The sequence below is a fragment of the Saccharothrix ecbatanensis genome (assembly GCF_014205015.1).
In the GTDB taxonomy this organism is placed as follows: domain Bacteria; phylum Actinomycetota; class Actinomycetes; order Mycobacteriales; family Pseudonocardiaceae; genus Actinosynnema; species Actinosynnema ecbatanense.
Genome location: NZ_JACHMO010000001.1, coordinates 3,039,903 through 3,064,816, shown reverse-complemented (window position 1 = coordinate 3,064,816; position 24,914 = coordinate 3,039,903). Strand labels below are relative to the sequence as shown.

Here is a 24,914-nt window from a genome sequence, read left to right as displayed (position 1 = left end):
GCAGTGCCGCCGCCAGTCCCGCGCGTCGTTATCGCCTGTCCGGGTTCCCTGCCGGCGGTGTCTCCGGCAGCGGTGTCCCCGGCAGCCCGGGTCCTAGCAGCCGAGGCGGTGGGTGCCCAGCGCGATGTCGTCCATCCAGATGTCGTAGCTGCCCTCGTTGGGCTGGTAGAGCTGCCAGCCGAGCTTCACCGTGTCGAACTTCGGGAACAGGAAGTCGACCTGGTTGCCGCCGTGCTCACGGGTCGACACGGTCAGGTCCGGGTTCGCGACGCCGTCGAACCACAGCGTGATCCGGTTGTCCGCGGCGTCCATCCGCCACTCGACGCACTGCCACACACCGGCCTTGGACGGCGCCGACTCACGCCAGTTGGTCCAGTCGCCGGTCGGTCCGCCGTCCGCGCCGACACCCCACAGCGCCTTGTCCAGCGGCGGCACGTACTGGCCGCCCAGCGGGCGCACCACCTCGGGCCCGTCGCCGGTGGCCTCGATCAGCGTGTAGTGCGCCCAGTCCGGCTGGTCCGGGAACTCCGCCACCTTCACCCGGACCCGGCCGTAGAAGCTGTTGCCGGGCGCGGCGAAGTCGTCCACCTTGAGGAACGCCCGGCCGTTGCCCTCGGCGCGCACGTGCAGCACCTTCTGGCCGCGCCGGTCGCGTTCGACCTCCAGCGAGCCGTTCCTGGTGTCGACACCCCACTTCAGGCTCGTGCCCGCGCCGGTCGGCACGTGCTGGAAGTCCTCGCAGAACAGCAGGCCGGGACGGTCGCAGGTCTTCAGCCGGTGGTCGGCGGGGCTGGAAGCGGTCGCGGCCGGGAGGGCGACGACCGACAGCAGGACGGCGAGGACCGCCGAGGACAACCGTTTCCGCACGGGTAGCTCCTTCTGCGCTGAGGGGGGCAGCAGGAAGCTATCTGTTCTGGGAACGCTCCCATACCTCTGAGCGGCGCAACAGCGTTGATCTGTTCGCGCGGTCCGAGCCGGGCTATTCGAAGCGGGACGGGTCGCCGGCGCCGTGCCGCACGACCTCCGGGTCACCCTGCGAGAAGTCGACCACGGTCGTCGGCACGGTGCCGCAGTCGCCCGCGTCGAGCACCGCGTCGACCACGTGGTCCAGCCGTTCCTTGATCTCCCAGCCGTGCACCAGGGGCTCCTCCTGGTCGGGCAGCAGCAGGGTGCTCGACAGCAGCGGCTCGCCCAGCTCCTCCAGCAGCGCCAGCGCCACCGGGTGGTCGGGGATGCGCGCGCCGACTGTCTTCTTCTTCGCGTGCATCAACCGGCGCGGCACCTCGGTGGTCGCCGGGAGGATGAACGTGTAACTGCCCGGCGTCGCCGCCTTGATCGCCCGGAACACCGCGTTGTCCACGTGCACGAACTGGCCCAGCTGGGCGAAGTCACGGCACATCAGGGTGAAGTGGTGCTTGTCGTCGAGCTGCCGGATCTGCCGGATCCGGTCCAGGCCCGCCTTGTTGCCCAACCGGCAGCCGAGCGCGTAGCACGAGTCGGTGGGGTAGGCGATCAGCCCGTCCGCCTTGATCAGCGCGACCGCCTGGTCGATGGACCTGCGCTGGGGGTTCACCGGGTGAACGTCGAAGTACCTCGCCATGCGCGGAGCCTAGTCTCTCCGGTCGCGGCCTGCGGGAATGCCCCGGGCTGCTCGCCGCCGTCGGCCTGGTCGGGCGTGGCTGTCGTCGTCAATGTGAGGGTGGTTCGGAACCGATTCACACGTTCGCGTGGATGAACCGCACGGTCGGCTAGCGTTGATCGTCCTAAGTGGACGTGGTCGGCCGCGTGTGGTGAAGATGGCTCCAGTGCCGGGGATTCGAGTGCGGAGATCACGTGCCGTCCCCGGCGCCTGACGCTCCACTCGGATCGAAAGCAGAACAACACTCATGTCCAGCAACGAAAAGTCACCTGAAGGCTGCTCACTTCCCGTCCATCTCGTAGGCTCGCTGCCGCGCCCACTGTGTAACGACGCCGCCAGTTCCATGGGCTGGGTGCTCGGACATCGTGACGGCGCAACGCTGACCGCCCTGCCGTGGGACCGGGATCCACGCTGGATCATCGACTGGCTCACCTACCACCTGGCGTCACTGCCGGCGCTCGACCAGGTTCGCGGCGGGGACAGCCGTGGCTACGACGACATGCCGTACTACCGCGTCCGGCCGGGGCACCTGCTGCGGTCGGAGGACATCGGCCTCGCCCGGGTCGACCAGGCGGACGCGGCGTTCGCGGCGCTCGAACGGCTCGGCACGGCCGGGTCGCTGCGGGTGCAGGTCGGCATCCCCAACGCGCTGGACCTGGCCATCTTCGCGTTCGGCTCGATGGAGGCGGGCTGCGAATGGTTGCCTGTCGTGCAGGCAGCGGTGGTGGACGAGGTCGTCGGGCTGGTCGCCAGGTGGGGTGACCGGTTGCAGTTGCAGCTGGAGACGCCGGCCGTGCTGGTCGCGTACCACCTCACGCCGGAGCCGGCCTGGCCGGTGGTGACCGGTCGGATCACCGCGCAGGTCGCCGAGGTGCTCGCCGCCGCGCCGGACACCCGTTGGGTGCTGCACCTCTGCTACGGCGACTTGGAGCACGTGCCCGTGTTCACGCCGACCGACCTGCGTTCGGCGGTGGTGTTCCTCAACGCGCTGGTCGACGTGCTGGCCGAGCGGGGCGTCCCGATGCCGACCGTGCACCTGCCCATCGCCAGCGGTGACAGCCCGCCGTCCACCGATCCCGCGTTCTTCGACGCGTTGCGCGGCCTGCGGCCCGGTGTGGAGATCATCGCGGGGGTGGTGGCCGAGGACAATCCCGACGAGACGCGTCAGGCGCTGAAGTTGACTGTGGACGCTCTCGGCCGGCCTGTTGCCGGTGTCGCCGCAGCGTGCGGGTACGGGCGGCGCACAGAGCCCGCCGCGGCGGCGAACCTGAAGTTGGCGACCCAACTCGCGACGGAGTGGAGCGCGCGCTGACCGCGTCCGGACACGCCGGGGTCAGCCGATCGCCTCCCGCAGGTCCAATCGGACCGGTGGGGGAAGTGGGCCGTCGGCCTGGAACGCCTGGATGAAGTAGGCGACCAGGCGGCGGGAGGCGGCCGCGGTGGCGTCCGCCGAGTCGGTGACGAGACCGTTGTTGGCCATCAGCACCAGGATCAGGTCTTCGGGGGCGAAGTCCGGGCGCAGTCGGCCGGACTCCTTCGCCCGCGCCACCAGCCGGCCCAACACCTCCTCGGCCTGCGCGCGCTTCTCGTCCACCGGCAGGGCGTTCGGGAACGCGCTGAGGAACGCCGCGCTGAAACCGCGGTCCCTCGCCTGCATCTCGCACAGCTCGGCCACCACCCGGCAGAAGCCGCGCCACGGGTCGGGATCGTCCAGCGCGTCGTGCACCACCGCCGCGCAGGAATCCAGCTGGTCCGCGAACACCTCTGTGACCAGCGATTCCTTGGTCGGGAAACGCCGGTAGAGGGTTGCCACGCCCACTCCGGCGCGGCGGGCGATCTCGGTCATCGACACGTCCAGCCCGACCGCGGCGAACGTCTCCCGCGCGGAGGCGACGATGCGGTCGCGGTTGTGCTGCGCGTCCACGCGCAACTGAGTCGTCCCACCGGTCACGTCTCTCACTTTAGCTCAAGTGGAGGGTGCCTTCCGTTTGTCGTGTTAACGTCGAAGTGGAGGGCACCTTCCACTTACTTCAGGAGTGCGGAATGCGCGCAGCGCTGTTCGACCGGTACGGGCCGCCGGAGGTCCTGTACGAGGGCGCCGTGCCCGACCCGGTGGTCACGCCGGGCCACGTGCTGGTCCGGGTCCACGCGGCCAGCGTCAACGGCGGCGAGGTGATGGCCCGGTCCGGGAAGCTCAAGCTCCTGCTCGGCCGGAAGTTCCCGAAGCGCGTCGGCATCGACTTCGCGGGCGAGGTCGTGTCCGGTCCGGGATTCGAGCCCGGCGCGCACGTGTGGGGAGGACTGCCGGGTTTCCCGTTCGGCAGTGCCGCCGAGTACGTCGCCGTGCACCCGCGCCAACTCGCGCTCAGCCCTGTCGGACTCGACCTGGTCCACGCCGCCGCGCTGCCGGGCGTCGGCACCACCGCCATCACCGCGTTGCGCGACAAGGCGAAGCTGCGCAGGGGTGAACGCCTGCTCGTGCGCGGGGCGAGCGGCGGAGTCGGCAGCGTGGCCGTGCAGGTGGGCAAGGCGTACGGCGCACACGTCACCGCCCTGGCCGGTGAGCGCAACCTGGACTTCGTGCGCGAGCTGGGCGCCGACGAGGCGATCGACTACCGGACCGCCCCCACCGACCTCGGCCGTTTCGACGTCGTCCTGGACACCTTCGGCAGCACGCCCCGCGCCTACCGCCGCCTGCTCGCCCCCGGTGGACGCATGGTCGGCATCGCCTTCCGCTCGGCCGCCGACGTCGGTTACCTCCTCGCGTCGACGGTGTTCGGCTCGCGCCGCGTCCGGTTCTTCAGCGGCAGGCCCGAGGTCGACCTGTTCGCCGACCTCACCGCACTGGTCGAGAGCGGTGCGGTCCGGCCGGTGGTCGACGCGGTCTACCCGCTCGCGGAGGTCGCCGAAGCCCACCGCGCGCTGGAAGCCGGTGGCGTGCGCGGGAAGAACGTGATCCGCGTGGTGTGAGGGGGATCAGTGGTGTGAGGGCTCAGACGAACGGGCTCACGGTGTTCTCCGCACCCACCAGCGCCGCGCCGTAGAACTCCAGGTTGACCTGGGGGATGAGCATTCCGTGGCGGGCGGACACGTTGGCGTTACGCCAGATCCGCTGTAGAGGGCTCGCGTCGGCGAAGCCGCTCGAACCGTGCGCGTAGACGAGGGTTTCCAGGGCACGGGTCACGTTGCGGGAGGCCACGGATGCGTCGGCGCGGCAGCGGGCGCGGATTCGGTCGGACGGGTACGTGGTCGCGGCGGCGTGCTGGTCGAGGGTGTCGGCGGCCCGGTACGCGTGCAGTTCGGCGGTGTCCAGGGCGGTGGCGGCCTCGGCGACCTGGAGCTGGAACGCGACCGAGTCGCGTTGTCGGGTGAAGTCGGTGTACGCGATGGCCTTGCGGTCGGCGGCGTTGATCACGTGGGCCAGACCGGCGCGACCCAGCCCGAGCAGCGGGGCGGCGAGCATCACCACGAGCGTCGCCACGAACGCGGCGCGGTACGTGGTCGGGGTGGCGGGCGTGACGTTCGAGCCGCCCACAAGCGGACCGAGCCGGAGCACGCGGTGGTCCGGCACGAACGCGTCCTCCACCACGAAACGGTTGCTGCCGGTCGACTTCATCCCGGCCATGTGCCACTCGTCGACGATCCGGTAGTCCTCGCGCGGCACCAGGAGGATCGCCGGACCGTCATCGAGGACGACGGCCGCCAAGCCCCACGTCGCGTGCCAGATGCCGGAGGCGTAGCTCCAGCCGCCGCTGAGCCGGTAGCCGCCGGACACGCGGTGGACCGGGCCGCTGGGCTTCAGGGTGCCGCTGATCAGGGCGTCGGGATCGGCGCCCCACACGTCGTCCTGCGCCTGCTCGGGGTACTGGGCGACGATCCAGCCGCCGCCGTTCCACAGCGACGCCACCCACCCCGCGCCGCCGTCGATCGCGGACAGTTCGGCCGCCACGTCGAGGTGCGTGCGGACCGTCGCCTCACCGCCGCCGTACCGCGTGGGGGTGGCGATGCGCAACGCGCCCGTCTCCCGCATCGCCGCCACGGTGTCGTCGGCCAGTCGGCGTTCGGCGTCGGCCTGGTCGGCGGCGTCGGTGAGCTGTGGCGAGAGGGCTTGGATGGCGGTGAGGACGTCGGAACTCATCGGCAAACCTCCTGCGGAAGTTACGTTCAGTAACGATCCTCTCACTGTCGATGGTCGAACCGGAGCGTCCATTCGCGTGGCCTCCTCGACCCGAATGGGCAGACCCGAGTTCGTCGGGTCAGTGCGTGCGAAACACGGGCGAGTGTGCTGTGCGACACTCGGGCGCGTGGAGAACGTAACCGGATCCAACCCGGTCAGAATGGCCGCTGAGTGCCCGGCGTCCGCCACTGGGCGGCACGTCCCGTCCACCGCGCCAGGGCGCAACCAGTGCCAACTCTGCGGAGCAAAGCTGTGAGCGCCGTTCAGTTGCCCCACGACATCCGGGGCGAGGCGTTGTGCCGTCATCAGCAGCCGGGGGGATGCACCTGGTGGTGCAGCTACCGCCGTGGGGTCCTGTGCATCGGCCCCGTCTTCGCCGGGTTCGTCGCCGTCGGCGTGGCCGTCTGGACGACCGGCGGTGAAGACGCCCGCGCCCGGGTGTCCGAAGCCCTCATGGGCGCGGCCATCCTCATCGTCGTCACCGTGCCGCTCGTGATGTACCTCAACGCCCGCGACACCGACTAGCCGGCCCGCTCGTCCGTCCACTGTGGAGTCCGCGTCGAGTGCACCCTGTCAGGTGTTCACCTGACAGAGTCGGGTCCCGGTGCTGACTAGCGTCCCGAGTGGAGCCTTTCACGTGAAGGCGGGACGATTGGGGATCGCGTGGGCTACGAAGTCGATACGGCAACGCTGCTGGGGGTGAGTGACGAGGTCGCGGGCATCAGCACCGGGCTGAGTTCAGTGACCGGGCAGTTGGCGCACGTCGTAGTGGCCCCGACGGACTTCGGCGGCGACCGCTACCAGGACTACGGCGCCGCGTACCTCGCCGCGAGCGGGGAGCTGGCGAATCTGTCCGACCGGCTGGTCGGTGAGGTCGACGAGATCACCCGCCTGCTGCGGGAGACCGCCGGTGTCTACGACGAGAACGAGTCGGGCGGCGTGCGACGGTTCGACGGCCTGCACGGCGGAGGCGAGTGATGGCCTGGTGGGACGAGGCCAAGGCGAGGTACCGGCCGGCGGGCCCGAACGGCCAGGTCAGCCCGACCGACGAGGAGATCACGGCGATCCTCGACGACCCCGACGTCTCCGACGAGACGAAACGGGAGCTCATCGCCGCGTGGAGCTACGACTACGCGACGGGCTACATCTGGGGTGACGTCCTCATACAGGAACGGACCGGGTTCGACCCGGACAACGTGCCGGATGAGGTCAAGGACTACATCGAGGAGTACGACGCCCAGGAGTACGTGGACAACTACGCCGCGAACGCCATCGGCAACGACGCGTTGAGCCAGGCGGTCAACGACGCCGCGACCATCGCGACGTACGGCGAGGAGAACCCCGGGGGTCCCGGCGCGCTGCCCGGGTCCGGCAACCCGAGCGCGGATATGCAGGCCGCGATCGACCAGGCGGCGAGCGAGCGCAGATATGCGGACAAGGTAGAAGAGCAGCGAGAGAACGGCGAGCGGCTCCAGTCCTATGCGGACCAGTTGAAGGCCACGGGCAGCACCGGTGCCGCGAGCTCGGAGGAGATCTTCGACTCCGGCGAGATCGGACTGGAGTTCTTCCGGCTGTTCTGGGGGAAGTACTGCCGGTACCGGAGCGGCGGTGGTGGGTCCAGGGCGGGCGCCCGTGACTCGAAGGGTGGCGGCGGCACGTCCTTGACCGGTAATCCGTTCGCGGACAAGTGGATCCTCAAGGCCCGGTACAACGAGCAGCGTGAAGTGGTGTTCAGGCGCATCAGCGACCAGGTCGAGCAGTACTCACGTGCGGTCGACAGCCTCCAGCGCCACGTCGACGAGCTGACCACGGCCCAGCGCGACCTGTTCGCCGCTTGGGAGGGGGAGGCCGCCGAAGCCGCCTCGCTGACCTATGACGATGCGGTGGACCAGGCCAGGACCTTGATGAAGGAGCTGGACAACGCCGGCACGGTGCTGAACGAGGTGCGTAGCGCGCTGGAGCAGATGTGCGTGACCAAGGCGCAGACCGTGAACGGCCTGTTCACCTCCACCATCAACGGAATCAGCCCCGACGTCGTCGGCCGGCTGGTCACCGTCGCCAAGGGAGGCGCGAGCGAGGGGGACATCCTGTACGTGGCCTCGCAGTTCGGCATACCGGCCGACCAGGAGTGCCTGGACATCAGTGACGACGTCAAGGCCGAGGTGCAGCGGTCGGCGTCCGAGTGGTGCGACGGCAACCTGGTGCCGGTGGTGGAGACGAAGGTCGAGGCCTTCTGGGATGTCTGCGACGCCACTGACGAGGGGTTCGAGGAGATCCTCGGCGTGATGCGGGAGATGCTCGTTCAGGGAGCACAGGCCGGTTCCGGGTCCAACGGCGCGAGGGGGCGATAGCGGGATGATCGGGGAGAGCATGCGGGAGGAGCGCGTCGAGCGGATGCGCGCGCAGTTCGCCGACCGGATCGCCGGAAACCGGGACCGGATCGCGGCCAGGGCCGAGCGGTGCTATGCGGCGGAGAAGGCCGGTGCGGAGAAGTCCGCGGCACTGACGGGACGCTGGCACGAGCGCGTCGCCGCGATCCAGCGCAGGGCGGAGGACCGCCGCGACGCCGCCGCGCCACCGAGTTCACGAGGGCCACAGGAGTTCAACTTCGAGCCGGACTGGGACGAGGACCCGGCCCCGCGGGGCCGCCGGTAGTTCACTGGGCGGGGCGCTGTCGGCTGGTGGGCGGCGCGCCGACCAGATCTTGGGTGACGCCCCGGCCGGTAGTGACGGCCGGGGCGTCGTTGTTCGGGTGATCAGGTCAGGCGCTGGTGCTCTTGATCGTGGTCAGGAACGCGCCGAACGCGGTCTGGGACACCCGTAGGTGCCTGCCGTCCGGGTTTTTCGAGTCGCGCAGGCCCACCTCGGAAGTGCTGGGGCGGGCGATCTCGACGCAGTCCCCGTTACCGACGGACCGGCTGGACTTTCGCCAGGTCCAAGTGTCGCTCATGGTGCTAGCTCCCTCCGGATGGTGTCGATCAACGACAGGGATTCGCGTTCGGGCAGTGCCAGTTCGAGCAGCCGGTCACCGACGTCGGCGTACCTGTCGATGTCCTCAGTGTCGTCCCTGTACCGCCCGCCGACCAGGTCTTCGAGATAGACCACACCCGGATCGCGCGGGATCGGGAACTCCAGCCGCGTGAACGGTCCGTGCAAAGCAGGATGTGCACCGATGTCGTACGGCAGCACGCGGATCGTCACGTTGTCCCGTTCGGCGGTGCTCAGCAGGTGGGCGAGCTGTTCAGCGGCGACCACCGGGCCACCGACCTGGTGGTACAGCACTCCCTGGTTGATGACCGCCACCACATCCAGACGTGGCTCGGTGCGGTGGAGGACGTTCTGTCGCCGCATCCGGAGATCGACCAACTCGTGCACTTGGTCGTCCGACAGATCCTCGCCGCCGAGGTAGCCGCGAATCGTCGCCTCAGCATACCGACGGCACTGGAGGATGCCCTTCACGACTACGGCGTCGTACGTGAAGATCCGGCTTGCACCCTGCTCAAGACCGACGTACATCGAGAAACCCGGCGCGAGGTCCAGCGACGGGTCCAGATCGAAGGACGACTTCGCCTCACGTGCCTGCACGATCAGGTCCTTGAACAGGTCGATCAGGTCCGGTGCGCCGTAGAAGTTCAGCAGCGCCTCGGCTTCCAGCAGGCTGGGCAGGTTCCGGCCGGACTCGAAGTGGCTGATCTTGGCCTTGCTCGTGTCGATCTCCTTGCCCGCCTCGGGCTGGCTCTTCCCGGCCGCTTCACGAAGGCGCTGCAATTCGAATCCGATGTAGCGCTTCACCACGGTCGGAGTGGTCGATAGCGGCACGTGGCCATCCTTTCGGCACGGGGTCACCCTATTGGATGACTAGATCTTGTAGCCGCTCCACCGTAGCCTATCGGCAGAGGGTGGCTCCGCTGGTGCGGCTCCGCCCCAAACGATCTCACAGCCCAGCGAAAAATCAGGAGTCGAAATGGGTACCGAGTGCATCGTGTCGAGCATGGGATTGCGCCCGGACGCGACCGCGCCAGTGCGGTTGTACGGCAGCCTCGGGCGGACCGTGTTCCTCACGCTGGGCACCGCGATCGAGGTCACGCTGCACGAGTCGCATGTGCTGGCATTGCGCGGGGACATCGCCACTGCACTTGGTGAAATGGAGGCGATCGACGCTGCCGAGCGAATCGTCGAGCGCGCCTACGACGCCGGGGCGCAAGCACGGCGTGCGGCGGAACTGGCGCTGGAACGGGCCGAGTCCGCCGACCGCGCCGGGGATGTCGTGCAGGCGGCGCGGCTGCGGGAGGCGGCGGCCGGGGCCGAGACGGCGGCCTCGGCGGCGCAGACTGCCGCCGAGGCCGCTGAGCAGGCGATGACGGAGGCCGTGGACGCCATGGATCGCGTTACGTACACGGTGGGGATGTCGGACGCGGCGGCTGGGCTGCCGTTGTCGTCGGCGTGAACCGGGGCCGCGCCGTGGGCTTCACCGTCCACTTGCGTGCCGGCCTGTTCAGCCGGGCCGTCACGTTGGCCGGGTTCGAGTCGGACTACGCGCTCGCCAGGGCGATGGAGGTCAACCGGTCCACTGTGGCGCGTGTGCGGCAGGGTGAACTCCAGCCTGGACCGGCGTTCATCGGTGGCGCTTTGACCGCACTCGCGCCGATGCAGTTCGCCGACCTGTTCGCGGTCGAGCGGATCGGGGACCGTGAGGCAGGGGTGTCAGTAGACGCAGGGGTGTCAGTAGGGGAGGCGAACGTCGTCTACTCGGCGGAAGCCGGCGGCGTGCAGCAGGCGGGTGGCACGGTCGTTGATTCCGGTCCGGACCGGTGATCCACCCGGTGACGAGAAGCCGCCTCCGGAGAGGGCGCCGGCGAACAGGACGACCATCAGCAACGGCAGCAGGACAGTTCTGGTCGTCATCGCCCACGGGCCCTTGAGACCGATCCGACTGCCGTCGGCGGCGCGCACGAGCCGAGTGCCGGCGAGCACCGCGCCGAGCCCACGCCCATTGCCGTAGAACATGCCGTACAGCGGTGGCACCAGGAACAACAGCGCGATCAGGAACAGGACGAGCTGGTTGTCGTCGATGGCCCCGTTGCTGTACGGGACGGAGACGGCGACGATGCCGATGATCACGCCGAGCAGGTAGACCAGGAAGTCGACCACCCACGTCCCCATCTGCTGCCACCCGCTCGCCCGGACGTACAGGGTGCCGTCCTTGAACGTTTCGACGCGCCTCGCGTCCTGCTTCCCGACGGTCTGCACCGCCTCGCTCCTGACGATCTCCAGCCGGGTCGGCGGCCGGCCGACGTGAGGAACGACCATCACACTCTCCTGTCGGTTCGGGACTGGCGATATTCTGCACCACCTCGAATCCGGGATCGGGTGCTGCGCACGACCTGAGACGCGGCCGGCGGGTCCGTGGATCCCCGGACGTAGGATCCGGGGTCCACGACCAGAGGGACAAGGACTTGACAACCTCCCCTCCCTGACGGGTGGGGATTGCCCGTCGGGCTCGCGCCCGCCGGTTCCTGGTTCTTCTCCCCTGGAAGGGAGGTTTCGTCGGATGCCTCGCCGACTAGTGTCGGGTCGGTCTTACTCCGGCTCCGCAGGCTGTGGCCGCCCGCCCGGCGGCCAGGATGTTGCGCGCGGCGTTGACGTCGCGGTCGTGCGAAGCCCCGCAGCCGGGGCAGGTCCACTCGCGCACCCGCAGCGGCAGCGTGTCCATCAGGTGCCCGCAGGCCGAGCAGGTCTTCGAGCTGGGCAGCCAGCGGTCGACCACGACCAGGTCGCGGCCGTACCAGTGGGATCGCTTCTCCCAGAACGCGGTGAACGCGGTCTGGAGGTGCCGCAGCGACTGCTGCAACGGCACCGACGACACCTCGTTGAGAGACCCCAGGCCGTCGGTCTTCTTCCACTCCGTCAACAGCGCCGAGGTCTGCTCGTAGTTCACTCTGCGCTGCTCGCCGAACCACGCCGCAGTGCGGGCCTCCAACGCCCGGTTGTACACCAGACGCACACACCCGAACGTACGCAACAACTCCACTTCCTGCGCCGCAGACGGATAAAAGCGGAACCGGAACGCCCGCCTCACCACCGACACCGACGACACGCATCACATCTAACACCCCTGCAACTGAGCCTCGCCGATGCGGTCGACAGCATCGGTTTCCTCCCCGGCGTGAACACCGGGGTATCCACCGACAGGAGCCCAGATGAACTCGGATCCCAACGCCGCCCGCCGGGGCAAGGCGCGTCCCGGCCAGGCACGTCCCGCACGGTCGCGTCCAGGGCAAGCCGGCGGTTCCCGGCAGGTCAGCGGTGCGGGGCAGTCCGGCGGTGCAGGGCGGGGCGGCAAGGGCACACCGGCACCGGACCGGCCGCAGATCCCGTTCCTCAAGTACCTCGCGGCGCACCTGCTGACGGGGATCGTGGTGTTCGTGGTGCTGACCTTCGCCGTCCCCAACCAGAACCCGCTCACCGCCGGCGCCGTGGTCGACTACCTGGCCTTCCACATGCCGATCCCGGTGATCGTCTCCGCCCTGCTCTCGTGGCTCATCACCCGGCGCATGCCGCTGCCGTACTGGGCGGTCCTGCTCATCTCACTGCCGACCTACCTGTGCACCCTCTTCGTCTACGAAATGGGCCTGCTCATGGCGGCCTCGTAGCAGCGTTCACGCTTCGGCGGCGAGGATCCGGGCGAGTTCGACCGGCTTGGTGAACATCGGCCAGTGGCCCGAGTCGATGTCGACGAAGTCCAGCCGCGCGGCCCTGGCGAGGTCGCCGTCACCGATCCACTCCCGCGCCTGCTCGGGGCTGAACTCCGGGCACACGACCACGACGGGTACGTCGAAACGGCGCTCGTCCGTGAGGCGAACCACGCCGTTGGTCACTCCTTCCGGCACGGGGATCGCGCGGGCCGCGAACCGGTCCCTGGCCTCGTCGTCCAGGTCGACGGAGTCCGGACCTTCGAACGGTTCCCAGCCCGGGAACGGCATGGCGCCGTCCGTCGTCTCGAAGAAGTCCGCGAACGGCTTCCCGTCGCCGGCCGGGAAGCCACCGATGAGGACGACCTTGGCCACCTTCTCCGGTCGCGCGTCGGCGGCCAGCCACGCCAGGGTCGCGGCGGCGGAATGTCCTACCACCACGGGCTTTCCGGACGCGGAGTCGACGGCCGCGAGCACTGCTGCCACCTGCTCGTCCAGCGTCGCTGACGTGGCTCCGTCACCTTGGCCCGGCAGGGTGATCGCCACCGGGTTGTGGCCGAGCGCTTCGAGCGCGGGCACGACATCGTCCCAGGCGGATCCGTCGAGCCACAGGCCGGCGACGAGCAGGATGTCCATGATCAGTTCACTTTCTCCGGTGAGGCCTCATCCGGTGACCTCCAGGACGCCCATCATGCCCATGTCCTCATGGGACGCGACATGGCACGCGGGCGAGGGTGTGGTCGGGGTGGGTGTGGTCGAGGTCGGACTTTCGACGGCAGGGGTGGTCATGTCGGCTCCGAGATCTTGGTGATCTCTTGTCCGGGTAACGGGCGGTGGAACTGCGCCGATGAGCGGCTTACATACGTCCGTTGGCGGGAGTGCATGGTGGAGAACTCGGCGTTAGGCCTGGTCATGCTGGAGGCCGGGGTCCCGGTCGTCGTGACTGGGGAGGAAGACCACCAGGCGTGGTTGGCGCGGTATCCCGTCGAGCCCGGACGACGGCGAGTCGCGGTCTCGTTGGCGTGGTGCGTCATCGGCGCGGGCAAGTACCGCGGCCAGTACGCCATCGAGGTCCGGTTGGACGGGCAGCGGGTCGGCGAGCTGACGTACTTGATGTCGCGGCGCTACGCGGACGTGGTCGGCCAGGTCATCGACGGTGGCGGCACGCCGGGGTGTGAGGCCGTGATCCGGCGTGGTGACCGTGGCCTGGAAGTCGTGCTCTACCTGCCGCGCGACCCCTCGGGCGTCATCGCGTCACCCCGGCAGACCGCACTGCCGGTCAAGGGCCGGTCACGTCGGAAGGTGTTGATCGCCGTCGGTGCTGTGGTGGCGCTGTTCGTCGTGATCGGCGCGTTGTCCGACCCGAAGACCGGTGAGGTTCCGTCCGCCGCACTGACGACGTCCGCCGCGTCCGCCACGACGACCACCGCCGCGCCGACCACGACCTCTACGACCACCACCACGACGACAACGACGACGACCACCACCACCACCACCACGGTTGCGCCCGCTCCGAATCCGGAGCCCAAACCGCAGCCGAACCCGCAACCGCAGCCGCAACCCAATCCGGCCACACAAGCTCCGCAGCCCCCGCCGGCCCCCGCCCCCGCACCCGCGCCCAACGACGGCTGCCACCCCAGCTACAAGCCGTGTGTGCCCTACGCGAGCGACGTCGACTGCGCGGGCGGAAGCGGCAACGGTCCCGCGTACGTGCGAGGCCCGATCACCGTCGTGGGCCCGGACGAGTACGACCTGGACAGGGACGGCGACGGCACCGGCTGCGAGTAGTCGGGCGTTTGGGCTGAACGGCGGCTGGGCGGCAGCCTTCGAGGCTGCCTATAGTCCGGGCGAGATGTTCTGGGAGCGCTCCCAGAAATCGCCCCGACGGAAGAGGGATTCTCGATGAGGAGAGTTCTCGCCGGTGTGCTCGCGACCTCGGTCCTGGCCGGACTGGTCACGATCGCAGCGCAAGCGAGCCCCCGGACCGCAGCAGCCGACGAGCCGGTAGTCGTCGTCTCCAGCACGTTCGACGACGGCACGACACAAGGCTGGACGGCCCGCGCGAGCGAGGTGGTCGCGCCCAGCACCGCCGTCGCCCACAGCGGCACGCACAGCCTCGCGGTCACCGGTCGCACCGCCGGCTGGCAGGGCCCTTCCTTGAGCATCCTGGACAAGACGCAGAAGGGCGTCCGCTACGAGTTCTCGGTGTGGGTGCGGCTGGCCGCGGGCCAAACGGGCACGAGCGCCAAGGTGTCCGTCGAACGCCGCACCGCCGGCACCCCGTCGTACGACCAGGTGGTCAGCAGCACCGCGGTGACCGCCGACGGCTGGGCGAACCTCAAGGGCTCGTACACGCTCGCCGCCGACGTCGACTTCCTCACCGCCTACGTCGAGGCGGCCAGTGAGACCGCCTCGCTGCACATCGACGACTTCTCGATGTCCTACACGCCGCTGCCGCCGATCCAGACCCACATCCCGTCGGTGAAGGACGTGCTGGCCGACCACTTCACCGTGGGCGCGGCGGTCGAGAACGCGCAGATCCTCAACAACCACGGGCAGCTGCTGGCCAAGCACTTCAACTCCATCACCCCCGGCAACCAGCTCAAGTGGGACGCCACCGAGCCCACCGAGGGCACGTTCCGGTTCGCCGACGCGGACGCGCTCGTCAACTGGGCGAAGGCGAACGGCTCGGCTGTGCGCGGCCACACGCTGGTCTGGCACCAGCAGACCCCGGCCTGGGTGTTCAAGGACGCCGCCGGCAACGACATGACCGCGACGCCGGAGAACAAGGCCCTCGTGCTCGCCCGCCTGGACGCCCACATCCGTGCGGTCGTCGGCCACTACGGCGCCGACATCCCCGTGTGGGACGTGGTGAACGAGGTCATCGACGAGAACCAGGCCGATGGGCTGCGCCGCAGCAAGTGGTTCGAGTTGACCGGGCTGGACTACCTCCGCACCGCGTTCCGGGTCGCCCGCGAGGTCGCGCCGAACGCCCAGCTGGTGATCAACGACTACAACACCAACGTGCCGTCGAAGCGCGACAAGCTCTACGACCTGGTCGTGAAGCTGCGTGCCGAGGGCGTGCCGATCGACGCGGTGGGTCACCAGATGCACATCAACGTGCAGTGGCCGTCCGTCACCGAGACCGAGGCGATGCTGACCAAGTTCGCGCCGCTGGGCATCGACCAGCAGATCACCGAGATGGACATCTCGATCTACACCGACAACAGCCAGTCCTACCCGACGCCGCCGCGCGAGGTGCTGCTCACCCAGGCCTACCGCTACCGCGACATGTTCGAGCTGTACAAGCGTCACTCGGACAAGATCAGCTCGGTGACGCTGTGGGGCCTGGCGGACGACGGCACCTGGCTGGACAGCTTCCCGGTGACCCGCAAGGACCACCCGCTGCTGTTCGACACGCGTTTGCAGGCCAAGGACGCGTACTGGGGCGTCGTGGACCCGAGCCGCATCGGCGAGACCACCACCACGACCACACCGACCACCACCTCTGGTTCGACCACGAGCACGACCACGACGACCACCACGTCCAGCTCGACCACGACCACCAGCAAGACCGCCACGCTGACGACCACGACGAGCCTGCCGCCGGCACCGTGCACTGTGGTCTACACGGTCGTCAGCGAGTGGCAGGGCGGGTTCCAGGGCGAGGTGCGCGTCACCAACGGGACCGCGAACGCCATCAGCCCGTGGTCGCTCACCTGGTCGTACTCCGCCGGTCAGCAGATCACCCAGCTGTGGGGTGGCGTGCACACCCAGGACGGCGCCAACGTGACCGTGCGCAACGCGTCCTGGAACGGCACCATCGCGCCGGCCGGCACGGTGACGTTCGGGTTCCTCGGCACCTGGGCCGACCGCAACGTCAAGCCGATCGCGTACACCCTGAACGGGGTGAGCTGCCGGGCCATGATCAGGTGACGCTCAGTTCTCGGTGATCCGGTGGTAGCGGACGGGCGTGTAGGCGTCCGCCGTTGCCGCCGACCACTTCCGCTCCACCGGTGGCGCGCCGTCGGGGCCGGTCTGCTCGCGCACGACCGGCTCCGACTTCGCGTCGTCGGCCCAGCGGACGAACAGCGCCGCGTGGTTGGTGTTGACGAGCGCGTCACCCAGCAGGAGGTCGGCGCGTGGGATCTCGCTGGAGACGTCCCGCAGGGTGACCGTGGTCCGGGAGTGGGTGAGGCCCCACGCCATCGAGATGTAGCCGGAGCAGTCGGTGCGGTAGCTGCCGTATTCGTTCTGGTGGCACGACTGTTGGCTGTACGGCACCCGCGCGTCCAACCAGGACTGCGACCTGACGTCGGTCTCGCTGCGCGAGGTCACGCGGTCTTCCGCCGTCGTGCCGCAGGCGATCTTGGCGCCAGGGTCGGCGTGCGCTACCGGGGCGTGGAACGCCGCCGTGCAGGCGAGGACGGCGATCAACGTGCGGGTACTCATCGAAATCCCCTCTGTCGCGGTGCGCCGCTGTGGGTCGTGCGGCGTTGGCGACCGGAGGTTTCCCGCCCATCTTCGGAATAGCGGGAATCCACCCGGCCGAGTGGTGTGCCGCGGTTACACGGCGGGTGACGGGGGTAGTCGGACGGTGACCGACCTCGAAGGGAGCCGCGGGCATGCGCACCGTCATCGTCGTCGCGGGCCTGTGCGCCGTGGTGGGCGCTGCCGTGGGTTGCGGAGGTGAACCGGCGGAGCCTGGGCGGACCGGGGCGTCCGAGCCGAAGGTGACCAGCAGGCAGATCGGTGTGCTCGCTCCGGTCGACTCGGCCGACACGGCGTTCACGTACGACCAGGCCGCCGCCCCTCCCGGAGCCCAGCTGGAACTGGAAGTGATGGAAGGCGCGGGCGCGACGACCGTGCGACTGACGGTCGAACTGCTCCAGCCCGATCGCGGCTACGCGGTGCACGCGCACACCGAGCCGTGCGGCGTGACAGGCACTGACGCGGGCCCGCACTACCAGCACGAGATCGACCCCGCCGCGACACCGGACCGGCCGTCCGTCGACCCCGCCTACGCCAACCCGCAGAACGAGATCTGGCTCGACCTCACCACCGACGGCCAGGGGAACGGCTCGGCGGAGACCACGGTCCCGTTCGTCTTCGACGACCGCGTGCCGTCCTCGATCGTGTTGCACGAACAACCCAAGACGGCGACCGAACAGGGCCGGGCGGGCAGCGCGGGCGGCCGGGTGGCCTGCTTCACCGCCCCCTTCCGCTGACTTCGTTCGCGCCCGCCACCCTCCGTCCGTCTGGCAAGATCCGACACGCCGGGCGCACGATCGCGCCGAGGCGCTGTCGACGGGCCGCGGCTCGACGCCCGGCCCATGGGCTGATGGGGGAGTACGCGATGCACGGTCACACGCGAAGAACCAGGACAAGGTCAGGCGCGCTCGGCGTGCTGCTGAGCGCGGGCCTGATCGCAGGCCTGACCGCGGCGGTGCCCACCGCGGCGACGGCCGCCGAGTGGCCGCCGCCGTACATCACAGTCGGGAGCAATCCGATCGCCGTCGCGATCAGCCCGAACGGTGCTCACGCGTACGTCACCAACGCGTACGACCGCACGGTGTCTGCCATCGACACCGCCAGCAAGACGGTCGTCCGCACCATCAACGTCGGCACGCAGCCCGAGGGCATCGCCTTCAGCCCGGACAGCCGCACCGCCTACGTCGCGAACGCCGGCAACCACAGCACCGATCAAGGTTCGATATCGGTGATCAACACCTCGACCAGGGAGGTCGTCAGGACTGTTTCAGTGGACCCGCTGACGTCACCGAGAGCGGTCGCCGTCACGCCGGACGGGAAGAAGGTCTACGTCGTCGGTTACACCTACCTGGCGGTGATCGATACCGCGACCTACATCGCCCGCTGGGTCTACATCGGCAACAACGGCCCGACAGACGTCAAAGTCACACCTGACGGCTCCCGCGTCTACATCGCGGACTTCCACACCAAGAGCGTCATGGTGGTCAGCACCGCGACGGACAGCGTGATCGCCACCGTGCGGCTGGACACCGCTCCCAACCACCTCGCCATCACGCCGGATGGCCTGCGCGTGTACGTCACCAGCTACCAGGGCAACAAGGTGTACATGATCGCGACGGCCGGCAACTCGGTCAAAGCCGTCATCGACACATCCGGGAACCCCATGGGCGTGGCCGCCGCACCGAACGGTCGCCAGGTCCATGTCGCGGCTTATGACGGGGACACCCTGACGGCGATCGACGTGGCCACCAACACGGTCGCCCAGACCAGGCAGGTCGGGCGCTACCTGGGGACCGTGGCCATCACGCCGAAGGGCGACGAAGCCTACGTGCTCCATCGGGCGGGCCAGTACGTTTCGGTCATCGACGTCGCCGACCACCGGCTGGCGCGCGGCGACCGCCTGGACATCGGCCAGTCCAAGACCTCGCCGGACGGCAGGTTCAGGCTGACCATGCAGGCGGACGGCAACCTGGTGCTGTACAGCGCGACCGGCGACCCGCTGTGGCACAGCCGCACCGACGGCTCCGGCGCCACCCACGCGACCCTCCAGACCGACGGCAACTTCGTCGTCTACACCGCCGCCCGTGAAGCGAAGTGGCACACCAACACCTGGGGCACCGCGGCCGACCGCATGGTCGTGCAGAGCGACTCCAACCTCGTGCTCTACGGCGGCCCCAACGCCACCGTCTACTGGCACCGCTGGTAGCGGGCCGGCACGAGGGCGCGCGACCGAATTCGGCCGTGCTGTCCGGGGCGGTTCGCCGACAGCGGCTCCGCCCCGGACGGCAGTGGTCAGCGCTCCAGCAGCATCGTCAGGTCGATCGCGTTCGCCATGGCTTCCGTGCCGGCGTCGTTCGGGTGCAAGTGGTCGCCGCTGTCGTACGCGGGGTCCAGCGTGGCCGGATCACCCGGCACAGCGGTCGCGGCGGCGAAGTCGATCACGCCGTCGAACTCGCCCGAGGTGCGGATCCAGTCGTTCAGCGTCCGCCACGTCGCCTCCCGCTCCTCGGTCCAGATGAACGACCCCTTGAACGGCAGGACCGTGCCCCCGTACACCTTCACGCCCTTCGCCCGCGCCTGCGCGATCACGTCGCGGTGCCCGGCGATCAGGTCCTCGGCCGACGCGCTGTAGCCGATGTCGTTCACCGCCTCCAGCAGGATCATCGCCTTGACACCGGTCTGCGACAGCACGTCCCGCTGCACGCGCGTCACGCCCGCGACACCCCAGAACGGCTCGTCGCGGTCGGCGATGAGGCGGTTGCCGCCCAGACCCGCGTTCACCACGGACAGCGTCCGGCCGGGCACCGCGTTCAGGCGCCGTGCCAGGAAGTCCGGCCAGCGGCGGTTGGCGTTGCCGGTGGTGCTCGCGGTGTCGGTGATCGAGTCGCCGAACGCCACCACCGTGCCCGCGACCCGCCGCGACGGCGCCACGTCCACGCCGTTCACGACCATCCAGCACGGCGTGTCCTGGAACCCGCCCGACTGCGCGCCGGTCCGGTCGCCCGACGCCAGGTAGTTGCCCTGCGCGGTGAACGGGTGGTTGGTCAGCGGACCGGTGGCGCGCGGCACGTAGGCGCTCACCAGCAGGGTCGACAGCGCCTTCACGTCCAACCGGACCGGGTCGCTGAAGATCTCCCGACCGGCCGGCACCGTGACGCCGCGCTTGCCCTTGAACGTCAACGTGCGCAACGTGCCCGGCACCGCCGCGTCACCGGACGCCTGCACCGCGACCGAGGCCCGTCCCACCTCCAACGGCGTGGAGCCGAACGCGTTCGTCAGCCGGACCCGCACGGATTCACCGCCGGCGCTGAGGAACACCACGTTCCGCACGGTCTGGTTCTCCAGGCCCTGTCCGGCCGGGCAGTCGCTCCAGGGGATCACGCTGCCGACCACGGGGCTCGCGGCCCACCCGGCCACCCACGGTGAGCCGTGGGCGGTGGCGGCGGGCTGTGCCGCCACCGTCGCCACGAGCGCGGCGATCACGGCCAGTTTCCCGACGTGTCTTGCCATGAAGGTCTCCCTACGCCAGTCGTCATTGGTGGCGTGGCGACCGTGGCAGCGAGGTGATTAACCGGTCAAGCAAGGCACGACGAGCGGCGTAAGAGTTGCGATGAGTGGTTCAACTTAACGCATAAGTTGGGCCGGCGAGGCCTGACCGCGCCCCTAGGCAGGGGGCGCGGCCAAGCCGGATCAGGCGTGGATCAGGAGTGGATCAGGCGTACTCGGGCAGCCGGCGGGCCACGTCGTGCGGGGACGGCATGGCGGCCACCTCGTCGGCGATCGCGCGCGCCGCGCCGTGCACGGCCTCGTCGGTGAGCAGCCGCCGCGCCTGGGCCGTGATCGCCTCGGCGGTCAGGTCGTCACCGATGAGCTGGTCGCCCAGCCCGGCTTCGACCACCATCTCGGCGTTGCTGAACTGGTCGGCACCTTGCGGCACGACGAGCTGCGGCACGCCCACGCCGAACGCGCCCAACGTCGTGCCGCTGCCGCCGTGGTGCACCACGAGGTCCACGTGCGGCAACAGGTCCGACTGCGGCAGCCACGGCACCACGACGACGTTGTCCGGCACGTCGCCGAGCGCGTCCACCTCGACCGTCGGACCGGCGGCCACGAGCACCCGCGCGTCCAACGCCGCCAAGCCCTCGATAGCGGTCCGCAGCACGCCGACGTCACCGAAAGCCGTGCCCAACGTCAGGTACACCAGCGGCTCGCGGTGTTCGAGCACCCATGACGGCAGGTCGCCCGGCTCGGCGAACGACACCGGCCGCAACTCGATCCGCTTCGGCGATCTGGCCAGGAAGGCCGGGTCCTGCACCGACGGCGGGCAGATGTCGATGTACGGGTTGCCGAGCACCATCAGGTCGTCGGACGGCACGGAGACGCCGAGGTCCGCGGCGACCTCGGCCAGGTGCGACTGCGCGAGGGAGCCGATGTCGTCCGGCTGCCACATTCGCCCGAACGAGTGGCACAGCGCGGGCAGACCGGCGACCTTGGCGGCCAGGCCCGCGCCGGCGTTGGCGAGTTCGTGCACGATCAGGTCGGGCTTGCGGTCGGCGATGACCGGCTTCAGGTCGGAGGCGAAGCGGCGCGGCAGCACCGAGCCGAACACCCGCGGGATCACGTCGGGCCGAACGTCCTGCGCCTGCCCCACCGGGACGCCTTCCTGCGCGATCGCGAACGCCTCACGCATGCCCAAGCCGCCGGTGACGTGCTCGATGCCGTGCGGGGTCAAGGCGTCCGCGAACGCTTCTCCGGTGACGAACGTGACGTCATGGCCCAGCTTGCGCGCGGCGATCGCGAGCGGCACCAGGGGGTAGGTGTGTCCGTGTGTTTGCAGGCTCGAGAAGAGGATTCGCACCGGGTCGAGCGTAGCGAAATTTTCTACAGCGGGTGAATTGCGGTCGTTCCGGGTTGCAGGGCTCAGGCGTAGTCGAGCAACGCGCCTGCCACGTCGTGCGGCGACGGCATGGCGGCCACCTCGTCGGCCATCGCCCGCGCCGCGTCGCGCACGGCGTCGTCGGTCAGCAGGCGGTGCGCCTTGGCGGCGATCACCTCGGCCGTCACCTCCGCGCCGAGCACCCGGTCGCCCAAGCCCGCGTCGGTCACCATCGCGGCGTTGCCGAACTGGTCGGCGCCCTGCGGCAGGACGAGGTGCGGCACGCCCGCGCCCAACGTGCCCATCGTGGTGCCCGCGCCGCCGTGGTGGACCACGAGGTCCGCGTACGGCAACAGGTCCGCCTGCGGCAGCCACGGAACCACGACGACGTTGTCCGGCACGTCGCCGAGCGCGTCGACCTCGACCGTCGGACCGACGGCCACGAGCACCTTCGCGCCCAGCCCGGCCAGACCCTCGATGGCGGTGCGCAGCACGCCAACCGTGGCGAACGCCGTGCCCAGGGTCAGGTACACCAGCGGCTCGCGGTGTTCGAGCACCCACGACGGAAGTCCGCCGGGCTCGGCGAACGGCACCGGTCGCAGGGAGATGCGGTCCGTCGCGGTGGCCAGGAAGTCCGGGTCCTGGAGGGACGGCGGGCAGATGTCGAGGTAGGGGTTGCCGAACCGCATCACGTCGCCGTCGGGCACCTCCACCCCGTACTCGGCGGCGACCTCGGCCAGGTGCAGGCGGATGTCTGCCAAAGGGCCGCTGGGCAGCCAGTACTTGCCGAACGAATGGCACACCGCGGGTGTCTCCGCGGCTCTCGCGGCGAGCGCCACGCCGACGTTGGCCACCTCGTGCACGACGAGGTCGGGCTTGCGGTCGACGATTATCGGCGCCAGGTCGGCGGCGTGCCTGCGCGCCAGGATCGAGCCGAACACCGCCGAGACCCGTCGGGGGTCGAAGTCCTTGGTCTTGCGCGCCGCGGGACTCGCGTTGCCGAGCTCGAACGCCTCCAGCATGTCCATCCCGCCGGTGACGTGTTCGATGCCCTGCGCGGTCAGCGCGTCGGCGAACGTGTCCGTGGTCACGAACGTGACGTCGTGACCCAGCTCGCTCGCCGCGACGGCGAGCGGTACGAGGGGGAACGTGTGTCCGTGCGAGCCGAGGCTCGAGAAGAGGATTCTCACCGGGAGACCTTGTCGCGGTCCGGCCGATGCGGGCGGCTTACCCCGAGGGTTACTGCGGACGGCGCGATTTTGACTTCGGGTCTGGCGGTGGCGACTTCGGGATCGGGCGGCGACGCCAGGTCATCCCGCGCGGACCGACCGCGGTGATGTCACAGCCCGGCCGGCCGGATCGTCCTGTCGGTGGCAGGTTCCGGTGAGGACGATTCGAGGGGTGGACGATGAAGGTCGCGGTCGCGGGCGGTACGGGTGTGGTGGGGCGCAAGGTGGTCGAGGCGCTGACCCGGGCGGGACATGATCCGGTCGTGCTCAGCCGGTCGAGCGGGGTCGACCTGACCACCGGTGACGGGCTCGACGCGGCGGTGGCCGGGTGCGAGGCGGTGATCGACGTGTCCAACTCGCCGGAGTGGGGGCGCGCGGAGGCCGAGCGGTTCTTCACCGAGGCCACCGGGAACCTGCTCGACGCGTCGGTCCGGGCGGGCGTGCGGCACCTGGTGCTGTTGTCGATCGTGGGTGTGGACGTCGTGGACCTGGACTACTACCTCGCCAAGCGGCGTCAGGAGGAGTTGGTGGTGGGCGGGCCGGTGCCGTGGACGGTGCTGCGGGCGACGCAGTTCTTCGAGTTCCCGTCCCAGGTGCTGGCCGGTGCGACGGGGCCGGTGGCGCAGGTGCCGGCGATGTTGTCGCAGCCGGTGTCGACGGAGGACGTGGCGGCACGGCTGGTGGAGTTGGCGGAAGGCGAGCCGCAGGGCTTCAGCCTGCCCCTTGCCGGGCCCGAGCGGCTGCGGTTGGTCGACATGGCGCGGCAGGTGGTGGCGCGTCGGGGTGACGACCTGCGGGTCGAGGAGGCGGGGCAGTCACCGGACGGTCTCGCCACCGGTGCGCTGACGCCGCAGGGCGAGTACACCGAGGGCAGGACGACGTTCGCCGAATACCTGGAGTCGGTGCGCCCGTGACCGACCGTGCGTCCGTGACCGACCGCGCCGCCGAACTGGCCGCCGAGTACACCCGCATCCGGCCGCGCCTGGTCGGTGTCGCGTACTCACTGGTCGGCACGCTCGCCGAGGCGCAGGACGTGGTGTCGGACTGCTGGCTGCGGCTGACCGCCGCCGACGCGCACGACCCCGTCCGCGACGTCGAGGCGTGGTCGGTGGTGGCCGTGGCACGTCGGGCGGTGGACGTGCTGCGGTCGGCCCGCGTGCAGCGGGAGGAGTACGTCGGCCCCTGGCTGCCGGAACCGCTAGTGGGCGTTGCCGCTGATCCGGCCGAGAAAGTGACGTTGGACGACACGGTGAGCTTCGCGCTCATGGTCGTCCTGGAAACCCTCACGCCCGCCGAACGCACGGCGTGGGTGCTGCACGAGGTGTTCGGCATGCCGTTCCCGGAGATCGCTGTCGTCGTGGGGCGCAGTCCGGCTGCGGTGCGGCAGCTCGCGGTGCGGGCACGGGCGCACGTCGCCGCCGGTGCGCCACGCGTCGACGTGGAGACGGCCGAGCACCGGCGGGCGGTCGATGCTTTCGTGCGTGCCGTGGGCCAGGGTGATCTGCGCGGTCTGGTGGCCGTGCTGGATCCGGACGTGCTGCTCACGACGGACGGCGGCGGCATGCTCGGCGTGGCCCGTCGTCCTGTGCTCGGCGCGGATCGGGTGGGCCGGTTCCTGGTCGGCGTGCGCCGCAAGATGGCGGCCGGTGAACGCATCGCGCCCCTCACCGTCAACGGCGGCCCGGGATTCGCGGTGCTCACCGGCAACGCCACCCGGTTCGTCTGCGCGTTCACCCTCCACGACGGGATGGTCAAGCGGGTGGACTTCGTGGTGGCCCCCGCCAAGCTGCCGCGCGAGCTGGAGGTCTGA

29 protein-coding genes are annotated in these 24,914 nt (G+C 69.8%); 15 read left to right on the top strand and 14 right to left on the bottom strand.

Features of this window, described 5'->3' with window-relative positions:
* Nucleotides 1-93: 93 nt before the first annotated feature.
* Together F4560_RS13165 and F4560_RS13160 are read right to left on the bottom strand one after the other, a co-directional pair.
* Nucleotides 94-867 (bottom strand): hypothetical protein, encoded by a 774-nt coding sequence (locus tag F4560_RS13165; RefSeq protein WP_184919913.1) that lies wholly within the window; start codon nt 865-867, stop codon nt 94-96.
* A 112-nt stretch (nt 868-979) separates the two neighbouring features.
* Nucleotides 980-1,600, bottom strand: coding sequence for an L-threonylcarbamoyladenylate synthase (locus tag F4560_RS13160; protein ID WP_184919910.1), 621 nt, complete (start codon nt 1,598-1,600; stop codon nt 980-982).
* 391 nt (nt 1,601-1,991) lie between these two features.
* On the opposite strand from F4560_RS13160, the gene F4560_RS13155 reads away from it, so the two are divergent.
* Nucleotides 1,992-2,951 carry a hypothetical protein gene (locus tag F4560_RS13155; protein WP_184919908.1) on the top strand — a complete coding sequence of 320 codons (960 nt, stop codon included), beginning with the start codon at nt 1,992-1,994 and terminating at the stop codon, nt 2,949-2,951.
* A gap of 21 nt (nt 2,952-2,972) precedes the next feature.
* Here F4560_RS13155 and F4560_RS13150 read toward each other — a convergent pair whose 3' ends face one another.
* On the bottom strand, nt 2,973-3,590 hold the full coding sequence (locus F4560_RS13150) for a TetR/AcrR family transcriptional regulator (RefSeq protein WP_184919906.1): 618 nt from the start codon (nt 3,588-3,590) through the stop codon (nt 2,973-2,975).
* Nucleotides 3,591-3,682: 92 nt separating this feature from the next.
* Here F4560_RS13150 and F4560_RS13145 point away from each other — a divergent pair, with 92 nt between their 5' ends.
* Nucleotides 3,683-4,609 carry an NAD(P)-dependent alcohol dehydrogenase gene (locus tag F4560_RS13145; protein WP_184919904.1) on the top strand — a complete coding sequence of 309 codons (927 nt, stop codon included), beginning with the start codon at nt 3,683-3,685 and terminating at the stop codon, nt 4,607-4,609.
* 22 nt (nt 4,610-4,631) lie between these two features.
* Here the strand turns inward: F4560_RS13145 and F4560_RS13140 are convergent, their stop codons facing one another.
* Nucleotides 4,632-5,777 (bottom strand): acyl-CoA dehydrogenase family protein, encoded by a 1,146-nt coding sequence (locus F4560_RS13140; RefSeq protein WP_184919902.1) that lies wholly within the window; start codon nt 5,775-5,777, stop codon nt 4,632-4,634.
* A gap of 291 nt (nt 5,778-6,068) precedes the next feature.
* Here F4560_RS13140 and F4560_RS13135 point away from each other — a divergent pair, with 291 nt between their 5' ends.
* The 4 genes from F4560_RS13135 (at nt 6,069) to F4560_RS13120 (ending at nt 8,471) form a co-directional block, all read left to right on the top strand.
* Nucleotides 6,069-6,341, top strand: a complete 273-nt coding sequence (locus tag F4560_RS13135) for a hypothetical protein (protein WP_184919901.1) — start codon at nt 6,069-6,071, stop codon at nt 6,339-6,341.
* 174 nt (nt 6,342-6,515) lie between these two features.
* A complete protein-coding gene (locus F4560_RS13130; protein ID WP_184919899.1) occupies nt 6,516-6,794 on the top strand; it encodes a hypothetical protein in 279 nt (92 codons plus the stop codon).
* Nucleotides 6,794-8,167 carry a hypothetical protein gene (locus F4560_RS13125; protein WP_184919897.1) on the top strand — a complete coding sequence of 458 codons (1,374 nt, stop codon included), beginning with the start codon at nt 6,794-6,796 and terminating at the stop codon, nt 8,165-8,167. Before F4560_RS13130 ends, F4560_RS13125 begins: the two co-directional genes overlap by 1 nt.
* A 4-nt stretch (nt 8,168-8,171) precedes the next feature.
* Nucleotides 8,172-8,471 (top strand): hypothetical protein, encoded by a 300-nt coding sequence (locus F4560_RS13120; protein ID WP_184919895.1) that lies wholly within the window; start codon nt 8,172-8,174, stop codon nt 8,469-8,471.
* Between the two features lie 106 nt (nt 8,472-8,577).
* Here the strand turns inward: F4560_RS13120 and F4560_RS13115 are convergent, their stop codons facing one another.
* On the bottom strand, nt 8,578-8,766 hold the full coding sequence (locus F4560_RS13115; RefSeq protein ID WP_184919893.1) for a DUF397 domain-containing protein: 189 nt from the start codon (nt 8,764-8,766) through the stop codon (nt 8,578-8,580).
* Nucleotides 8,763-9,635 (bottom strand): helix-turn-helix domain-containing protein, encoded by an 873-nt coding sequence (locus tag F4560_RS13110; RefSeq protein WP_184919891.1) that lies wholly within the window; start codon nt 9,633-9,635, stop codon nt 8,763-8,765. Before F4560_RS13110 ends, F4560_RS13115 begins: the two co-directional genes overlap by 4 nt.
* A gap of 145 nt (nt 9,636-9,780) precedes the next feature.
* Between F4560_RS13110 and F4560_RS13105 the strand changes: the two genes are divergently transcribed.
* The gene (locus F4560_RS13105; RefSeq protein ID WP_184919889.1) at nt 9,781-10,263 is read left to right on the top strand and encodes a hypothetical protein; all 483 of its coding nucleotides are present in this window, start codon (nt 9,781-9,783) and stop codon (nt 10,261-10,263) included.
* Nucleotides 10,260-10,631, top strand: a complete 372-nt coding sequence (locus tag F4560_RS46115; protein WP_312869291.1) for a hypothetical protein — start codon at nt 10,260-10,262, stop codon at nt 10,629-10,631. The genes F4560_RS13105 and F4560_RS46115 overlap by 4 nt, the downstream gene beginning before the upstream one ends.
* Here F4560_RS46115 and F4560_RS13095 read toward each other — a convergent pair.
* Together F4560_RS13095 and F4560_RS46110 are read right to left on the bottom strand one after the other, a co-directional pair.
* A complete protein-coding gene (locus F4560_RS13095; RefSeq protein WP_184919887.1) occupies nt 10,539-11,126 on the bottom strand; it encodes an RDD family protein in 588 nt (195 codons plus the stop codon). The genes F4560_RS46115 and F4560_RS13095 overlap by 93 nt on opposite strands.
* A gap of 253 nt (nt 11,127-11,379) precedes the next feature.
* On the bottom strand, nt 11,380-11,895 hold the full coding sequence (locus tag F4560_RS46110; RefSeq protein ID WP_184929117.1) for a zinc ribbon domain-containing protein: 516 nt from the start codon (nt 11,893-11,895) through the stop codon (nt 11,380-11,382).
* Between the two features lie 121 nt (nt 11,896-12,016).
* Between F4560_RS46110 and F4560_RS13085 the strand changes: the two genes are divergently transcribed.
* Nucleotides 12,017-12,469: a hypothetical protein gene (locus F4560_RS13085; protein ID WP_184919885.1), complete on the top strand. Its 453-nt coding sequence runs from the start codon at nt 12,017-12,019 to the stop codon at nt 12,467-12,469.
* A gap of 6 nt (nt 12,470-12,475) precedes the next feature.
* Here the strand turns inward: F4560_RS13085 and F4560_RS13080 are convergent, their stop codons facing one another.
* Both F4560_RS13080 and F4560_RS45550 read right to left on the bottom strand, forming a co-directional pair.
* Nucleotides 12,476-13,144, bottom strand: coding sequence for an alpha/beta fold hydrolase (locus F4560_RS13080; protein WP_184919883.1), 669 nt, complete (start codon nt 13,142-13,144; stop codon nt 12,476-12,478).
* A gap of 27 nt (nt 13,145-13,171) precedes the next feature.
* Nucleotides 13,172-13,297, bottom strand: coding sequence for a hypothetical protein (locus F4560_RS45550; protein ID WP_281391906.1), 126 nt, complete (start codon nt 13,295-13,297; stop codon nt 13,172-13,174).
* A gap of 93 nt (nt 13,298-13,390) precedes the next feature.
* Here F4560_RS45550 and F4560_RS13075 point away from each other — a divergent pair, with 93 nt between their 5' ends.
* Entirely contained in the window at nt 13,391-14,296 is a 906-nt protein-coding gene (locus tag F4560_RS13075) for a hypothetical protein (RefSeq protein ID WP_184929744.1), read from the top strand.
* A 114-nt stretch (nt 14,297-14,410) separates the two neighbouring features.
* Nucleotides 14,411-16,444: an endo-1,4-beta-xylanase gene (locus F4560_RS13070; protein WP_184919881.1), complete on the top strand. Its 2,034-nt coding sequence runs from the start codon at nt 14,411-14,413 to the stop codon at nt 16,442-16,444.
* Nucleotides 16,445-16,447: 3 nt separating this feature from the next.
* Here the strand turns inward: F4560_RS13070 and F4560_RS13065 are convergent, their stop codons facing one another.
* Nucleotides 16,448-16,960 carry a hypothetical protein gene (locus tag F4560_RS13065; RefSeq protein WP_184919879.1) on the bottom strand — a complete coding sequence of 171 codons (513 nt, stop codon included), beginning with the start codon at nt 16,958-16,960 and terminating at the stop codon, nt 16,448-16,450.
* Between the two features lie 173 nt (nt 16,961-17,133).
* Here F4560_RS13065 and F4560_RS13060 point away from each other — a divergent pair, with 173 nt between their 5' ends.
* Together F4560_RS13060 and F4560_RS13055 are read left to right on the top strand one after the other, a co-directional pair.
* Entirely contained in the window at nt 17,134-17,736 is a 603-nt protein-coding gene (locus F4560_RS13060) for a superoxide dismutase family protein (RefSeq protein ID WP_184919877.1), read from the top strand.
* 128 nt (nt 17,737-17,864) lie between these two features.
* Nucleotides 17,865-19,205: a YVTN family beta-propeller repeat protein gene (locus tag F4560_RS13055; RefSeq protein WP_184919875.1), complete on the top strand. Its 1,341-nt coding sequence runs from the start codon at nt 17,865-17,867 to the stop codon at nt 19,203-19,205.
* Between the two features lie 86 nt (nt 19,206-19,291).
* Here F4560_RS13055 and F4560_RS13050 read toward each other — a convergent pair whose 3' ends face one another.
* The 3 genes from F4560_RS13050 to F4560_RS13040 form a co-directional block, all read right to left on the bottom strand.
* On the bottom strand, nt 19,292-20,509 hold the full coding sequence (locus F4560_RS13050; RefSeq protein ID WP_184919872.1) for an SGNH/GDSL hydrolase family protein: 1,218 nt from the start codon (nt 20,507-20,509) through the stop codon (nt 19,292-19,294).
* 202 nt (nt 20,510-20,711) lie between these two features.
* Nucleotides 20,712-21,857, bottom strand: coding sequence for a glycosyltransferase (locus F4560_RS13045; protein WP_184919870.1), 1,146 nt, complete (start codon nt 21,855-21,857; stop codon nt 20,712-20,714).
* A gap of 62 nt (nt 21,858-21,919) precedes the next feature.
* Nucleotides 21,920-23,065: a glycosyltransferase gene (locus F4560_RS13040; RefSeq protein ID WP_184919868.1), complete on the bottom strand. Its 1,146-nt coding sequence runs from the start codon at nt 23,063-23,065 to the stop codon at nt 21,920-21,922.
* 218 nt (nt 23,066-23,283) lie between these two features.
* Here F4560_RS13040 and F4560_RS45545 point away from each other — a divergent pair, with 218 nt between their 5' ends.
* On the top strand, nt 23,284-24,018 hold the full coding sequence (locus F4560_RS45545) for an SDR family oxidoreductase (protein WP_184919866.1): 735 nt from the start codon (nt 23,284-23,286) through the stop codon (nt 24,016-24,018).
* A 14-nt stretch (nt 24,019-24,032) separates the two neighbouring features.
* Nucleotides 24,033-24,914, top strand: coding sequence for an RNA polymerase sigma factor SigJ (gene sigJ, locus F4560_RS13030; RefSeq protein WP_184929116.1), 882 nt, complete (start codon nt 24,033-24,035; stop codon nt 24,912-24,914).

What these genes read in the sequence shown, in the direction of transcription:
- F4560_RS13160 (WP_184919910.1), bottom strand. Translation starts at nt 1,600, where the DNA reads ATGGCGAGGTACTTCGACGTTCACCCGGTGAACCCCCAGCGCAGGTCC.
- F4560_RS13145 (WP_184919904.1), top strand. Translation starts at nt 3,683, where the DNA reads ATGCGCGCAGCGCTGTTCGACCGGTACGGGCCGCCGGAGGTCCTGTAC.
- F4560_RS13140 (WP_184919902.1), bottom strand. Translation starts at nt 5,777, where the DNA reads ATGAGTTCCGACGTCCTCACCGCCATCCAAGCCCTCTCGCCACAGCTC.
- F4560_RS13125 (WP_184919897.1), top strand. Translation starts at nt 6,794, where the DNA reads ATGGCCTGGTGGGACGAGGCCAAGGCGAGGTACCGGCCGGCGGGCCCG.
- F4560_RS13120 (WP_184919895.1), top strand. Translation starts at nt 8,172, where the DNA reads ATGATCGGGGAGAGCATGCGGGAGGAGCGCGTCGAGCGGATGCGCGCG.
- F4560_RS13115 (WP_184919893.1), bottom strand. Translation starts at nt 8,766, where the DNA reads ATGAGCGACACTTGGACCTGGCGAAAGTCCAGCCGGTCCGTCGGTAAC.
- F4560_RS13105 (WP_184919889.1), top strand. Translation starts at nt 9,781, where the DNA reads ATGGGTACCGAGTGCATCGTGTCGAGCATGGGATTGCGCCCGGACGCG.
- F4560_RS13095 (WP_184919887.1), bottom strand. Translation starts at nt 11,126, where the DNA reads ATGGTCGTTCCTCACGTCGGCCGGCCGCCGACCCGGCTGGAGATCGTC.
- F4560_RS13085 (WP_184919885.1), top strand. Translation starts at nt 12,017, where the DNA reads ATGAACTCGGATCCCAACGCCGCCCGCCGGGGCAAGGCGCGTCCCGGC.
- F4560_RS13080 (WP_184919883.1), bottom strand. Translation starts at nt 13,144, where the DNA reads ATGGACATCCTGCTCGTCGCCGGCCTGTGGCTCGACGGATCCGCCTGG.
- F4560_RS45550 (WP_281391906.1), bottom strand. Translation starts at nt 13,297, where the DNA reads ATGACCACCCCTGCCGTCGAAAGTCCGACCTCGACCACACCCACCCCG.
- F4560_RS13075 (WP_184929744.1), top strand. Translation starts at nt 13,391, where the DNA reads ATGGTGGAGAACTCGGCGTTAGGCCTGGTCATGCTGGAGGCCGGGGTC.
- F4560_RS13070 (WP_184919881.1), top strand. Translation starts at nt 14,411, where the DNA reads ATGAGGAGAGTTCTCGCCGGTGTGCTCGCGACCTCGGTCCTGGCCGGA.
- F4560_RS13065 (WP_184919879.1), bottom strand. Translation starts at nt 16,960, where the DNA reads ATGAGTACCCGCACGTTGATCGCCGTCCTCGCCTGCACGGCGGCGTTC.
- F4560_RS13060 (WP_184919877.1), top strand. Translation starts at nt 17,134, where the DNA reads ATGCGCACCGTCATCGTCGTCGCGGGCCTGTGCGCCGTGGTGGGCGCT.
- F4560_RS13055 (WP_184919875.1), top strand. Translation starts at nt 17,865, where the DNA reads ATGCACGGTCACACGCGAAGAACCAGGACAAGGTCAGGCGCGCTCGGC.
- F4560_RS13050 (WP_184919872.1), bottom strand. Translation starts at nt 20,509, where the DNA reads ATGGCAAGACACGTCGGGAAACTGGCCGTGATCGCCGCGCTCGTGGCG.
- F4560_RS45545 (WP_184919866.1), top strand. Translation starts at nt 23,284, where the DNA reads ATGAAGGTCGCGGTCGCGGGCGGTACGGGTGTGGTGGGGCGCAAGGTG.